Source organism: Microbacterium keratanolyticum (assembly GCF_016907255.1).
In the GTDB taxonomy this organism is placed as follows: Bacteria; Actinomycetota; Actinomycetes; order Actinomycetales; family Microbacteriaceae; genus Microbacterium; species Microbacterium keratanolyticum.
In genome coordinates, this window is sequence record NZ_JAFBBQ010000001.1 from 2,702,026 (window position 1) to 2,714,402 (window position 12,377).

Genomic DNA, 12,377 nt, shown 5'->3' on the forward strand with positions numbered 1-12,377 from the left:
CTGCGCTGGCGTGGGGTGTGAAAAGCTGAAGGGGTGACGATTCTTCCCCCTGCTCCTGGTGAACCGCGGCGTCCGGATGGCCCGCGCGACAGCGGCGACGCGTGGGTGATCGCGCCCACGGGGGAGCGGTACTGGGGGCGGTACGGCGCTGCGGGGCTTCTGGCGGTCGATCCGGAGCGGGGAGTGCTGCTGCAGCACCGGGTGAGCTGGAGTCACTTCGGTGGCACCTGGGCGCTGCCCGGTGGGGCGAGGCACGAGGGCGAGAGTGCCCTGGACGGTGCGCTCCGCGAATCGCAGGAGGAAGCAGGCGTGCCGGACGGTGCGGTCGTTCCTCGACTGGAGAGTGTTCTCGATCTCGGGTACTGGTCGTACGCGACGGTTGTTGCGGATGTGCGCACGCCCTTCGATCCGGTGATCAGCGATCCGGAGAGCGTGGCGCTGGAGTGGGTTCCGCTTGATGCCGTGGATGCGCTGCCGCTGCATCCGGGGTTCGCGGCGAGCTGGCCCTCGCTGCGCGCGCTTCTGGAGGTTCGCCCGGCGCTTGTGATCGATGCGGCCAACGTCGTCGGATCCGTGCCGGACGGATGGTGGAATGACAGTGCCGGAGCGGCAGAACGCCTGTACGGCCGGATCCTCGGCGCGTTGGACGACCGCGGATTCGGGTTTGTTCCGGAGGCCGCGCAGCCGGTCTGGGGTGGAACGGACGCGCACGTGCGGTGGTATCCGGAGACGGTTCTCGTCGTCGAAGGGCAGGCGCGCGCGATCGCGGAGGAGCGAGCGGATGCCGCGGATGAGACGTCGCTGCGGATCGTGGCGGCCTCGGGGTCCGGTGACGACGCGATTGTCCGCGAGGCGCGGGCACTTGTCGAACGCGAACGCGACGTTGTCGTGGTGACGAGTGATCGGGAGCTTGCCGCGCGTGTTGTGGATGCCGGAGCGCAGGCGCTCCCCGCGGGATGGTTGCTCGCGCAGCTGGGTGACTGAGCAGGACGACGTGTCTCGCCGTGAGGCGTGCGGTCTCAGGTCTCAGTCGAAGGGGTCGGGGTCGCTGGCGCGCCCGCGCAGTTTGTCGATGTCGCGACGTTCGCGCTTGGTGGGGCGTCCGGCACCGCGGTCGCGGACTCCCAATGCTGCTTGAGGTTCGCGCGGCGGCGTGCGGTCGTCGTAGGCCGCGGCGGCCAGCGGTGCGCCGACGCGCTTCACTAGGATCTGTCGGACGATCAGGTGCCGATCGAACCCGGCGATGCGGATCCGCAGCTCGTCGCCGATCTTCACGGACTGCGCGGCTTTGACCTTCTCGCCGTTGAGGCGCACATGTCCTGCGCGACAGGCGGTCGTCGCGGCGGAGCGCGTCTTGTAGATGCGCACGGCCCACAGCCAGCTGTCGATGCGCGCAGAGGTGCGCGCCGTCGCATCCGTCATCGCTGCTTCTTTCGCAGCGCGAGCAGAGCACCCGCGATGATCAGTCCCTGGCCGAGCGTGTAGGTGAACATGACGGCGGGGCTGGTCCAGTCGGGCATTCCGGGCAGGAACAGTCGGAAGGCGAGGATCGTGTCGCTCGCGAGGAAGAAGGCGCCGCCTGTCGCGATGAGCGGGGTGCAGCGCGCGGCGAAGATGGCGGTGCCCGCGAGGACGATGCCGTAGCCGGCGACGCCGAAGAAGAGCGGGCCGGTGTGCGGGCCGAGGAAGGCGATCATTCCGATCCACCACACGGCGTAGACGAGGGCCCACCACGGCACCTTTCGTCGCACGAGATGGCGGGCGAAAAGCACGATGTACGCGATGTGCGCGAGTCCGAAGAACAGCAACATCAGCGGGAGAGTGGGGCCTCCGGGGAAGAAAGCACCTGCGCCGTCACCCAGCCAGGAGAAGAGCAGAGCGATCAGCAGGAGCACTGCCGCGGAGGGGCGTATCTGTCGCATGGTGAAGAGGGCAGGGACGGCGAGGAGCGGCATCAGCACGAGTTTGCTGGGACCGGCGAGAGGGCTCTCCAGGCCGAGGGCGATCACGTGGAAGACGGACGCGACGATGAAGGGGATGAAGGCCCAGGCGAATGCGGGGATCCGAGCGCGTGTCGGCATTCGTTCAGGACTCCACGGTGACGTCGATGACGGCGCCCGTGTCGTCGACGTGCGCGGCGGGCCAGTACCCTTCCGGGAAGTGTTCGCCGCAGGAATCGACGAAGTGCAGTACGACGATGCCTTCTGCGGTGGCTTCGATCGCTTCGAGGGCGAGGTCGTCAGCGGCCTCGTCGAGTTCGTGCGCCGGCGGCTCGCCCGTGCTGAATCGCGTGACGATGGCATCGGTCGCCGTGCGGACCAGCTCGTCGAGTCCGTCGACGGTGGCGTGGATCCGGGGGAGGAGTGCGCGCGCAGCATCCGGCTCGGTTCCTTCGAGCATGAGCTCGATCTCGCCGGCGTCGGTCACGTAGGTGTGCGTGTACCAGTCGTGGGTGAGGACGGTCCCGTCAGTGAGCTCGGACGTCGCGCGTGTGAACGTGCCGAGCTGGGGGTCGTCGATGACAGGAGAAGCGTCGCTCATACCGCCACGTTAGCGGCAGCTGGGGTGAGTTCGAGAGCAACGAGCGGGCGGCCTGGCTTGAGCGCGGCGCGCTGCTCGAAACCAGCCGCGCGGAACGTGCTCAGTGTGCCGTGGAAGAGGTTGTTCGAGGCGTGTGTGCCGGTGGTGGTGTCGACGGGGTAGCCCTCGATCAGCCGAGCGCCTGCGTCTTGTGCAAAGGCGACGGCGTCGTGCATGAGCTTTGCGGTGATGCCCTGCCCACGGTGTTCACGGCGCACCACGAAGCAGGTGATGGCCCAGACGGCGTCATCGTCGAGAGGCTCGGCGGTAGCGGATGCGATTGCGCGAGTGTGCGCGAGGCGCGCTTGACTCGTGCGCGGACCGACACGAACCCACCCCGCGGCCTCGCCGTCGACATAGGCGATGAGCCCCGGAGGTGGGCCTGCGGCGATCTCGTCGTGCAGCAGCGCGGTGCGTTCGTCCTTGGTGGTGTTGTTCCAATCCTTGGCGCGGAGCGTCAGCCACGCGCACTGACAGGAGGCGCCGTCGCCGCCACCCGTGAGCGCGTGCTGCACGTCGGCCCAGCGCTCGGTCGTCGCAGGTTTCGTCGTGATCGTGACCATGCCGGAACGCTACGCGCAGCATTCGACATCGGCAACAGACGCGCCCGGGGTGCTCGGTTCGCGCGCGGCTCAGAGTGCGGCTAGGATGGGGGAGTTGCCTGAACGGAAACGCTCAGGTGGCGGGCTGTGGCGCAGCTTGGTAGCGCACTTGACTGGGGGTCAAGTGCGGTAACGACTCGGTACGGCACGAAAATAGAACAACGGGATGTGGCGCAGCTTGGTAGCGCACTTGACTGGGGGTCAAGGGGTCGCAGGTTCAAATCCTGTCATCCCGACAGAAAAGCCCAGGTGAGAGCAAGCTTCTCACCTGGGCTTCGTCGTTTCTGTTGTCTTTTTCGGAAGGGTTTATGGAAGCATCCGACCGCGGACACTGATGCCATCCGGGACGCTTCGATTGCGGCCGTTGTGACGAGCCGGGACCTACAGTCCGTTTTGGGTCGCGATCGGCAGCCTCTTTCATCGCCGAGGTGCTGTCGTTCGGCTGGATATGACGGGGCTGTCGCGGTCGTGGTTCTCGTTTCCGTCGAGGAACGCGTTGGCGCGTGCGGCGGCGTCGGTGAGGTGCCTGGTGTCGGGGTGGAGGTAGCCGCGGGTAGTCTCGATGAACTTATGGCCCGAACTCAGTACACGTCGAGAACGGAACGAAAGTCAGGCAGATTCAGTGCGGGCCGGGGAAGTCGCTTGTCTCCTGGACCTTTTTCCGCGCTTTAGGGACCTCTCCGCGGTATGCCTTGCGGCTTCAGCCCCAGCGTTCCGGAACAGCTTTGCAAAGCTGTTTGGGGACGAAGGGTGCACTGCTTCCCAGAATCCTGATGGGAACATTGATGCTCATGCCCATGGTATCCCGGCCGAGAAGGTCAGGTTCTCACCGATCGGGCACAACTCCTGACGACACGGGGTCTCTGCGTTCGGCGTGAGCACCAGCTTTGCTCAACTACCGTCCGGATCCGCTCAGGCGGGGAGCTTATAGTCGAACCAAATGCGGTGCGTCCCATCCGCGTCGACTGCGATTCCGCCTCCGCCCGAGATTCCTGTCAACTCCCCAGTGCCGCTCGAGGGGATAATGACCAACGACTCGTCACTCCGGACATCTCCGACCGTCGTTGCCGAATGTGAGAAATTGAACGTACCCGACCGGCCGCCGAGCACGCCTTCGAAAGACTCCATTGCGACATACCCGCCGACGTCGGTGGCCGCGTCAAGAGCGTACGTGAATACCGTCACCGAGCGTCCGGCGACATCTCCCGTGAACTGCTTCTCCATTCTCACTACCGCCACGGAGGTGGCAGTCACCGGCCCGGTATCCATGTGCGGGTCGACGGGGGAGAACGCTTCTACAGTGAAGGTCCCTGAGGCTTGCATGTTGCTCCTTTGATTCTCTGAACTCTATAGTCACGCCCGAAGCAGGAACGCGGCGTCACGGTCGTACTCGTCGGCTTCGTCGCGCAGCTCAGGCTTGCTCAGTTCGTCGGCTTTCGCGCGTGAGAAGTCGGCAAGCTGGTAGAGCCGGCGGATCGCCACCTGAACGACGGCGTCGACGGTGAGAGGGATGCTCCCGGCATCCGGCCCGTAAGCGTCTATCAGTAACTGGATGCGTCGTGACACGTCGCGCCCGGTCGGCGCCCCGACCGGCGGTTCGCCCGTGAGTGGAACCATGCGCGTGGCGAAATAGGCGATGTCCCAGATTCGCGGGCCGGGCGAGCACATGTCGAAGTCGATCGCACCGACGATCGTGCCGTCGTCGAACGCGAGATTGTGCGGGGAGAAATCGTTGTGGCAGATGACCTCCACGGGCACCTTGGTCGCCGACTGCCAGGTGCTCTCATCGAGCGGGAAGCCGATGGATGCATCGTGCAGCTGGCGCAGCATCCGCGCACCCTGCTCGAGCGCGGCATCCGTCCAAACCCAGTTCGGCAGCGGATAGGCGGGAACGAAAGCGTCGATGAAGCTCAGGGTCTCGTGCGTTCCATCGAACCCGATCGGCTCCGGCGCCCAGTCGATTCCTCCGCGTTTGAGGTAGCGCAGGTAGCGGTGCACGGTCGGTGTCCACGGCCCGCCCACGCGACGGACCGTGTCGCCGTCTCGTACGACGGTGTTCATGTTTCCGCCGGACATCGCCTGCTGCATGTCGTTCATGAGTTTCCTCTTCTAGTCGTCGGTCTCGGGGATGAGCACGGTCGCGAACGCTATCCGGCGCTGCCCTTCCTTGCGCTTCTCCAGATAGGGCGTGAGCACGTCCATGAGTTCAGTCTGCAGTTTCTCCAGGTCCTGAGTGTCGAGGTGGAGTACCGCGCGGGCGAACCCCAGAGAGCCCCGCAGATCCGTGCGGTCATCGTCGAGCAGTCGCTCGAAGTCGTTCGAGAGTCCGCTGAGGAACATCGTGAACGCCGAGCGCAGTTGTACTGCATCCATCGCTTGCAACTCGCCGTGGCCCACGTGCGCCATTCGGTCGCCCAGTGCGAGCGTGCGCTCTGTGGCGCCGCGGACATGTCGTTCCTCGATGACAGCCAGGATGTCGGCCTCGAGCAGCGCCGCGACGTGCCGGTACAGGGTGGCCTGTTTGACCTCGGGCAGCGCTTCACGCAGCTGAGTCGTCGTCATGCTGCGGCCCCCGAGTTGCTGAATGATCTTCATGCGCACCGGATGGAGGACGATGTCAGCGATCTGCTGCTCTTCAGCCACGAGTGTTCTCCCAACCATTCTCATCATGATAATGTTCTCATCACGACAACAACCATTGAAGCAGAGGTGAGCGCGATGACGCAGGTGAGCTACGGGCCAGAGGGAGTGGACATCCGATTCCCGGGCTGGGAAGCGACGATGGCCGGCCGGGGCTTCCTGCGCGTGCCGATCTCCGCCCTCCTGTCAGCTCGGGTCGAGCCCGGTTGGACGTCGGAGATCCTGGGCATGCGCTCAGGGCTCGTCGTGTCGGGCTACCGCAAGCTCGGTACCTTCACGCATCCCTCCGGGGTGCGTCGGCTGGTCTCGATGAAACGCGGCGTGCCGCTGCTGCGGCTGAGCACGGTCAGAGGCGAAACCGGGTTCGATGAGATCCTGCTCAGCACTGAAGACGCGGGCAGCATCGCGCAGGCGATCTACGGGAGCGTCGCCCGATGAGCGTCGCACCGATCGAGATCACGGGGCTCGCCAAGCGCTTCGGCACTGTCGACGCCGTCGCGGATGCGACGTTCAGTGCGGCGCCGGGGCGCGTCACCGGTTTTCTCGGGCCGAACGGCGCCGGAAAGAGCACCACGCTGCGCATGCTGCTCGGCCTGATCCGTCCGTCCGAAGGGACAGCGCTCGTTCTGGGCAAGCGCTATCAAGACCACCGTCGTCCGGCCCGGCTCGTCGGAGCGGTGCTCGACATCGCCGGTGCGCACCCGAGAACGACCGCCCGGCAGCACCTCCGCACCTATAGCGCGCTCTCTGGCCTCTCCTCGAAACGCGTCGATGCGGTGCTCGAAGAGACCGGCGTCGCCGAGTTCGCCGATCGTCGTATCGGCACGTTCTCCACCGGGATGCGTCAGCGCCTCTCGCTCGCGACCGCGCTTCTCGGGGATCCGGAGATCCTTGTGCTCGACGAGCCCTCGAATGGTCTGGATCCCGCCGGCATTGTGTGGCTGAGGACGTTCCTGCGGACTTTCGCGGCGTCGGGTCGCACTGTCCTGTTGTCCAGTCACGTGCTCGGCGAGGTCGAGCAGACGGCCGACGACGTCGTCCTCATTGATCGAGGCCGAGTGACGCGAATGGGGCCGCTCTGCGAACTTCGCTCGAATGGGGATTCACTGGAGGACGTGTTCCTTCGCGCCACACAGGAAGGGGCACCGCTGTGAAACTGATCCACGGTGAGCTGATCAAGCTCGTCACGCTCCGCCTTGCGCTCTGGACGATCCTTCTCGCGGCGGCGTGCGGGATGCTGCTGACGGGTGCCCTCGCCTTGATCGGCCCTGAGAATGCGACCCCGCCGATGCCCGGGCTCGACACCGTCGAAGGTGTCGAGATCGTGCTCGGCCTTCCTGCTGTGCTGCTGTTCGTGCCCGCTCTCATCGGCACGATCGCCGTCACCTCCGAGTACCGGCACCGCACCATCGGCACGACGTTTCTCGCAGCGCCCAGACGTGGGCGAGTGCTCGGTGCGAAGCTCGTCGTCTATGCGCTTCTCGGTCTGAGCTACGGCATCATCTGCTCGGCCGCATCCGGAGTGGCGTTATACGCGGGTGCCGCGGCGCGAGGAGTCGCGATTCCGGTCCCGGTCGGGGAGCTCGTGGTCCCGCTGCTCCAACTCGCGCTTGCGGCTGCCGTGTACATGGTGCTCGGGGTCAGCATCGGCGCGCTCGCCCGCAACCAGCTGGTCGCGATCGCCGTCGTGCTCGGCTACTTCTACGTTCTCGAGTTCGTGCTCATGACGATCCCCGGTGTGAACTCTCTGTATCCCTTCCTGCCGGGCGGAGCGACGGCCTCGCTGACGAGCTTTTCCTTCCTCACGGATGCCTTGGCCGAGCAGACCTCCCTCGGAGCTGCTTCCCTCGCGTCTCCGGTGATGGGAGCCTTCATCCTGCTCGCCTACGCGGGCGTCGCTGGTCTTCTGGCCATACTCGTTCCTCTTCGCCGAGACCTCAGGTGACGAGGCAGTAGCATCCAGCGGCGCGAGTGCGTCCCGCATACGGTCGGGGAGCGACACGCTGGGAACGACGAAACCTGTGCTTGCCTCGGCACAACGGGAAGGTGGAGCGCTACCAGCGGATCCTGGCCGAAGAGCTGCTCTATGCCCGAAATATCACGAGCGAGGACGTTCACTCAACGGCAATCGGGGTCCGGAACATCCGTTGCAACTACCTCCCCCGCCACTCGGGAGCAGGCGAGCAGCCCCCGGCGTCCCGATTGCGAAAACACGTCACCAACGTCCAGCCCAAACACGCCGGGTCGCAGGTTCAAATCCTGTCAGCCCGACTATCGTGAGGCTCGGAATCACGCGGAAATCGCGAGCTTCCGGGCCTCTTTCGCATCCTCCGCGGTGTCGCGTCTTCACAGGAGTGTCAGTCGCGACGCTATCGGCTGATTCGCGGCATAAACCACGCCTCCTCGCCCCCACCAGTAGCCTTTGACTATGGGGCCGATCTCGCTTGCAACGCTGCTACCGCCGGACTTCGACCCGCTCACGTGCAAGCTTCATTTCGCGGTGTTCAATGGTGAGTCCCATCCGATCGACGCCCTCGGCAATGATCCCGAGCTATGGCAGCGCTGGAACACCTGGCGCAACGTCAATGACGACTTCAACCGGCGATTCATCTTCTCGCTGGCACAAGACAAACATGACCCGACGTTGTGGCTGTTTGGTGGCATCTGGGAAGTGGTGGGCCGTCGTCCCGAGCCGCGGCAGCATTCCTACGACGTAGCTCTTCGTGAGGACCTCATGGGGCCGTATACGAAGAGGCTCTACGTGCGGGTGGCGCTTGCAGGTCGCAACCGCCGTCGAAACATGGAGGCGTGCCTCCACGACATGACTGTGGCGCTGATCACGGAGGAGCCCTTCGGCGGTGATCCGTTCCCGGGGCATGACCGCATCAATCACTCGCTTGCTGAGATCCAGGCAATCGTCAGGCAAGGGCGGCCAGACTGGCGAATCGCCCTGGAGCACATGAAGGGCGTCTATGTGATCCATGACGCCGAGACCGGCGAACCGTACGTGGGCTCTGCATACGGCGACACCGGGATCTGGCAACGCTGGTCGAGCTACGCCCTCACTCTCCACGGTGGCAACGTCGGGCTCCACGCGCACCTGGCGGCTACGGGAGAGGACTACTTCCGCAAAAACATGCGGTTCGCCCTCCTAGAGTTCTGGTCGATGCGAACCGATGACCAGCATGTGATCGACCGCGAGACCTACTGGAAGAGCGTGCTGCTCTCCAGGGCCCTCGGGCACAACAGGAACTGAAATCCGCAGGCCTCAGACCCGTCCACGACCCTCCGTGCTGTCCGGTATCAACGCGCAGAGACAAGAAGAAACACGAGGCCGATCCCGTTCCACAGCGCATGCGCAGTGATGCATGCGAGGAGGTTTCGCCCAGAGAGGAGATACGCGGATGCCAGCGCCACGGCATATCCGGCATAGAGGAGCATCAGCGGCCATTCGTCCCACCCGCGTATATGAATGGCTGTGAACACGAGGCAGGACAGGATCATCGCGGTGCCCGTTGAGATGACATGACGAAGCCGACCGAACGGGATCTCCCGGAAGACGAGTTCTTCGACGACAGGGGCGACGAGTCCGCCAAGCCCCACGAAGAGGAATGCCGCGAAGAGCGAGGCGGATGCGGCGAGGACTTCGGAGGAGATCGCCGACTGGTTCGCGCCAGGCTCCGAGGAGCCGACGACGAGGATGGCCGCCTGACTCACGGCGGATGCCACGCCCATGAGCGCAATCGCCACCGCCACCATGGCGAGGGCTTGGAAGGGGCGTCTTCTCGTCGTCTGCCAGCTCCTGGTGAAAGCGTCACGGAACATCCACACGCCCACGAGCATCACCGCCACGTACCCGCTGTTCTTGATCCCGGCGAAGAGCGCCTCTGGCACCAGCGCGCGTCCGAGAATGATCCACAACGTCAACAGGAGATAGAGACCGAGGAACCACGGCCATCCGACAACGGAAGGACGAGTCGCGGCAGGCAGCATGAACACAGCCTAGGAGAGGGGCGCGATCGACGAGAACGAGCGCGCGGCCGACTATTCCAGCGTCCCCGTCAACCGCCCATGGAACTTCGTCGACCGCTCATCCAACCCGGTGATCCGCACGTCGATACCGTGTTCGACATACTTCGCCTGCACGGAATCCAGGGCGGCGACGGTGGAGGCGTCCCAGATCTGCGCGGCGGAGAGGTCGATCGTCACCGAGGCCGGGTCGTCGGCGTAGGAGAACTGTTCGACGAGGTCGTTGCTGCTGCCGAAGAACAACGGCCCGCGCACGGTGTACGAAACCGCGTCTTCGCCCACCGCACGGGACACCGTGACGACATGGGCGACGCGGCGCGCGAACAGCACCATTGCGAGCACCACGCCCACGCCGACGCCGATCGCAAGATTGCTCGTCGTCACGACCACGATGATCGTCACGACCATCACGGCCGTCTCCGACAGCGGCATCCGTCTCAGAGTCGACGGACGGATGCTGTGCAGATTGACCGTCTTGATCGCGACCACCATCATCACCGCGGCGAGCGCGATCATCGGGATCTGCTCCATCACATCGCTCAGCACGGTCACGAGAAGCAACAGGAAGGCGCCCGCGACGAACGTCGAGATGCGGGTGCGTGCGCGTCCGAGCTTCACGTTGACGACGGTCTGGCCGATCATGGCGCAGCCGGCGATCCCACCCCAGAGTCCCGCGAAGATGTTCGACACACCCAGCGCCCACGACTCGCGTCCCTTGTGCGACTTGGTGTCGGTGATGTCGTCGACGAGCTTCGCCGTCAGAAGCGTCTCCAGCAGCCCGACGAAGGCGACGCTGAGGGCGGTGGGACCGATGATCCCGAGCGTCTCGAGGTTCAGCGGTACGAGCAGGGGAGTGATCCCGGGAAGGCCGCCTGCAACCGCGCCCTGGTCTCCGACCGTCGGCACGCTCAGATGCGCGATGAGCGTGATCGCCGTCACCGCGACGATCGCCACGAGCGGTGCCGGCACCGCGGTCGTCAGACGCGGAAGACCCAGCACGATGAGGATCGTCAGCGCGAAGAGCGGGTAGACGAGCCATGGCACGTCCAGCAGGTGCGGGATCTGGGCGGCGAAGATCAGGATGCCGAGAGCGTTGACGAATCCGAGCATGACCGAGCGAGGGATGAACCGCAGCATCCGTGCGAGTCCCGTCACACCGAAGAGGATCTGCACGATCCCCGCGAGGATGACGGTCGGCAGCAGATACTCCACGCCGTGCTCGCGCACGAGAGGGGCGACGACGAGAGCGACGGCACCGGCCGCGGCCGTGATCATCGCCGGGCGGCCGCCGAGGATCGACATCGAGATCGCGAGCACGACCGAGGCGATCAGACTCACCTTGGGATCGACGCCCGCGATGACCGAGAACGAGATCACCTCGGGGATGAGCGCGAGGGTGGTGACGATGCCCGCGAGCACTTCTGTGAGGAGAAGTCGGGGGCTCCGCAGAGCTTGCAGGGTCGTCGGGGATGCACTCACCGATCCACCCTACGGGAGCACTGCGCGGGTTCTCCCTGCTCGGGGCACTGCGGATAAGATGAGGCCATGGCCGACGCGCACTTCCGCCTGACGATCGGCAACGGCGACGCCTCGATCGCCCACATCGATTTCGCGGCGCTGGAGTCATTTCGCTTTCCCGATGGCCTCGGCTATCCGCCGTCGTACCAGGCGTTCGTCCGCGAGTGCGGATGGGCGCGGACGTTCGGGCTCTGGCTCATCTATCCACCTGTGCTTCCCGGATACGCGGATGGGCGCGAGCGGGCCGACAACCTCACGGCTCGCTTCCTCGACAGCTACCTCGATGGGCAGAGCGAGGAGTTCGACTGGATGGTCGAACCCGACGGCACCTGGGGCACCCCGGCCTCGCTGCGCGTCTTCGGGTGGAGCGAGAACGGCGACGCGCTGCTCTGGGATACGTCGGCGCGGCGGCGAGACGGCGAGTTTCCGGTGTGGGAATCGCGGGGACTCAACGCGCTGCACCTGCTCGGAGGGAGCCTCGCAGAAGCGCTGCCCCTTCTTCGAGAGCGCGCGAACGCGCACAGCGCGCCCGCCGACTGTGTCGACGTCGAACCACTCACCCCGGCGCGTCTCTGAGCCGCCACCGGCAGACGGCGGGGGACTTACTCGAGGGTGGATGCCTCGTTTCGCGGGGCCTCGCTCGTGGTCGCTTCGCGCACCGGGTAGAAGATGATCGGCGGCCGACCCCGTGTACTGACATGCACCGTCTCACTGCGGATCAGCCCGTCGTTCTCCAGCACACGCAGGTGATCGCGCGCGGTGTTCAGAGGGATGCCGCACTCCGAGGCGATCTCGCCCGCGCGGCGCCCTGGCCCGCGCTGGATCGACTGCAGCAGCCGCAGGCGGCGGCGCTGCGTGAGACCTCGGAAATCCTGTGTGCGGCGCAGCATGCCCCGAGTGTAGGCAGGCCTGCGGGGCGTCGGCCGTGCGATCGACCGGACAAAACCGGTGGAACACCCATGCGTGCATGCGCGAAACGGAGAGACAGGGGGACGGCCGTCTCCGGCT

General features: G+C 65.5%; 16 protein-coding genes, 1 tRNA gene and 1 pseudogene. 8 read left to right on the forward strand and 10 right to left on the reverse strand.

Annotated elements, in window-relative coordinates; all coding sequences use genetic code 11:
- The first annotated feature begins 33 nt into the window (after window positions 1-33).
- Window positions 34-984: an NUDIX domain-containing protein gene (locus JOD62_RS13005; RefSeq protein ID WP_204939674.1), complete on the forward strand. Its 951-nt coding sequence runs from the start codon at window positions 34-36 to the stop codon at window positions 982-984.
- 42 nt (window positions 985-1,026) lie between these two features.
- Here JOD62_RS13005 and JOD62_RS13010 read toward each other — a convergent pair whose 3' ends face one another.
- From JOD62_RS13010 to JOD62_RS13025, 4 genes are read right to left on the reverse strand one after another with little or no spacing between them, the layout of a single operon-like run.
- Complete coding sequence (locus JOD62_RS13010) at window positions 1,027-1,422, reverse strand: RNA-binding S4 domain-containing protein (RefSeq protein ID WP_204939675.1); 396 nt, start codon at window positions 1,420-1,422, stop codon at window positions 1,027-1,029.
- Window positions 1,419-2,081, reverse strand: coding sequence for a lysoplasmalogenase family protein (locus tag JOD62_RS13015; RefSeq protein ID WP_204939676.1), 663 nt, complete (start codon window positions 2,079-2,081; stop codon window positions 1,419-1,421). Before JOD62_RS13015 ends, JOD62_RS13010 begins: the two co-directional genes overlap by 4 nt.
- A 4-nt stretch (window positions 2,082-2,085) precedes the next feature.
- Window positions 2,086-2,541 carry a hypothetical protein gene (locus tag JOD62_RS13020; protein ID WP_204939677.1) on the reverse strand — a complete coding sequence of 152 codons (456 nt, stop codon included), beginning with the start codon at window positions 2,539-2,541 and terminating at the stop codon, window positions 2,086-2,088.
- Entirely contained in the window at window positions 2,538-3,143 is a 606-nt protein-coding gene (locus tag JOD62_RS13025; RefSeq protein ID WP_204939678.1) for a GNAT family N-acetyltransferase, read from the reverse strand. Before JOD62_RS13025 ends, JOD62_RS13020 begins: the two co-directional genes overlap by 4 nt.
- A 201-nt stretch (window positions 3,144-3,344) precedes the next feature.
- Here JOD62_RS13025 and JOD62_RS13030 point away from each other — a divergent pair.
- Window positions 3,345-3,418, forward strand: a tRNA-Pro gene (locus JOD62_RS13030).
- A gap of 676 nt (window positions 3,419-4,094) precedes the next feature.
- Here JOD62_RS13030 and JOD62_RS13035 read toward each other — a convergent pair.
- The 3 genes from JOD62_RS13035 to JOD62_RS13045 are packed head-to-tail and all read right to left on the reverse strand — an operon-like array spanning window position 4,095 to window position 5,825.
- Window positions 4,095-4,505 carry a DUF3224 domain-containing protein gene (locus JOD62_RS13035; RefSeq protein ID WP_204939679.1) on the reverse strand — a complete coding sequence of 137 codons (411 nt, stop codon included), beginning with the start codon at window positions 4,503-4,505 and terminating at the stop codon, window positions 4,095-4,097.
- 30 nt (window positions 4,506-4,535) lie between these two features.
- On the reverse strand, window positions 4,536-5,279 hold the full coding sequence (locus JOD62_RS13040) for a phosphotransferase (protein WP_239526703.1): 744 nt from the start codon (window positions 5,277-5,279) through the stop codon (window positions 4,536-4,538).
- A 12-nt stretch (window positions 5,280-5,291) separates the two neighbouring features.
- Window positions 5,292-5,825: a helix-turn-helix domain-containing protein gene (locus JOD62_RS13045; protein WP_307818825.1), complete on the reverse strand. Its 534-nt coding sequence runs from the start codon at window positions 5,823-5,825 to the stop codon at window positions 5,292-5,294.
- A gap of 75 nt (window positions 5,826-5,900) precedes the next feature.
- On the opposite strand from JOD62_RS13045, the gene JOD62_RS13050 reads away from it, so the two are divergent.
- From JOD62_RS13050 to JOD62_RS13065, 5 genes and pseudogenes are all read left to right on the forward strand, one after another.
- Entirely contained in the window at window positions 5,901-6,260 is a 360-nt protein-coding gene (locus tag JOD62_RS13050) for a hypothetical protein (RefSeq protein WP_204939681.1), read from the forward strand.
- Window positions 6,257-6,976 carry an ABC transporter ATP-binding protein gene (locus JOD62_RS13055; protein ID WP_204939682.1) on the forward strand — a complete coding sequence of 240 codons (720 nt, stop codon included), beginning with the start codon at window positions 6,257-6,259 and terminating at the stop codon, window positions 6,974-6,976. The genes JOD62_RS13050 and JOD62_RS13055 overlap by 4 nt, the downstream gene beginning before the upstream one ends.
- The gene (locus JOD62_RS13060) at window positions 6,973-7,767 is read left to right on the forward strand and encodes an ABC transporter permease (RefSeq protein WP_204939683.1); all 795 of its coding nucleotides are present in this window, start codon (window positions 6,973-6,975) and stop codon (window positions 7,765-7,767) included. Before JOD62_RS13055 ends, JOD62_RS13060 begins: the two co-directional genes overlap by 4 nt.
- A 56-nt stretch (window positions 7,768-7,823) precedes the next feature.
- Window positions 7,824-8,102: pseudogene (locus JOD62_RS14930) on the forward strand (hypothetical protein); the annotation flags it as partial.
- A 148-nt stretch (window positions 8,103-8,250) separates the two neighbouring features.
- Window positions 8,251-9,078: a GIY-YIG nuclease family protein gene (locus JOD62_RS13065; protein WP_204939684.1), complete on the forward strand. Its 828-nt coding sequence runs from the start codon at window positions 8,251-8,253 to the stop codon at window positions 9,076-9,078.
- Between the two features lie 47 nt (window positions 9,079-9,125).
- Here JOD62_RS13065 and JOD62_RS13070 read toward each other — a convergent pair whose 3' ends face one another.
- Both JOD62_RS13070 and JOD62_RS13075 read right to left on the reverse strand, forming a co-directional pair.
- On the reverse strand, window positions 9,126-9,815 hold the full coding sequence (locus JOD62_RS13070; RefSeq protein WP_204939685.1) for a CPBP family intramembrane glutamic endopeptidase: 690 nt from the start codon (window positions 9,813-9,815) through the stop codon (window positions 9,126-9,128).
- Window positions 9,816-9,866: 51 nt separating this feature from the next.
- Window positions 9,867-11,330, reverse strand: coding sequence for a SulP family inorganic anion transporter (locus JOD62_RS13075; RefSeq protein WP_204939686.1), 1,464 nt, complete (start codon window positions 11,328-11,330; stop codon window positions 9,867-9,869).
- Between the two features lie 66 nt (window positions 11,331-11,396).
- Between JOD62_RS13075 and JOD62_RS13080 the strand changes: the two genes are divergently transcribed.
- Window positions 11,397-11,945 carry a hypothetical protein gene (locus JOD62_RS13080; RefSeq protein ID WP_204939687.1) on the forward strand — a complete coding sequence of 183 codons (549 nt, stop codon included), beginning with the start codon at window positions 11,397-11,399 and terminating at the stop codon, window positions 11,943-11,945.
- A 26-nt stretch (window positions 11,946-11,971) separates the two neighbouring features.
- Here JOD62_RS13080 and JOD62_RS13085 read toward each other — a convergent pair whose 3' ends face one another.
- Window positions 11,972-12,259: a helix-turn-helix domain-containing protein gene (locus JOD62_RS13085; protein ID WP_204939688.1), complete on the reverse strand. Its 288-nt coding sequence runs from the start codon at window positions 12,257-12,259 to the stop codon at window positions 11,972-11,974.
- Window positions 12,260-12,377 lie beyond the last annotated feature (118 nt).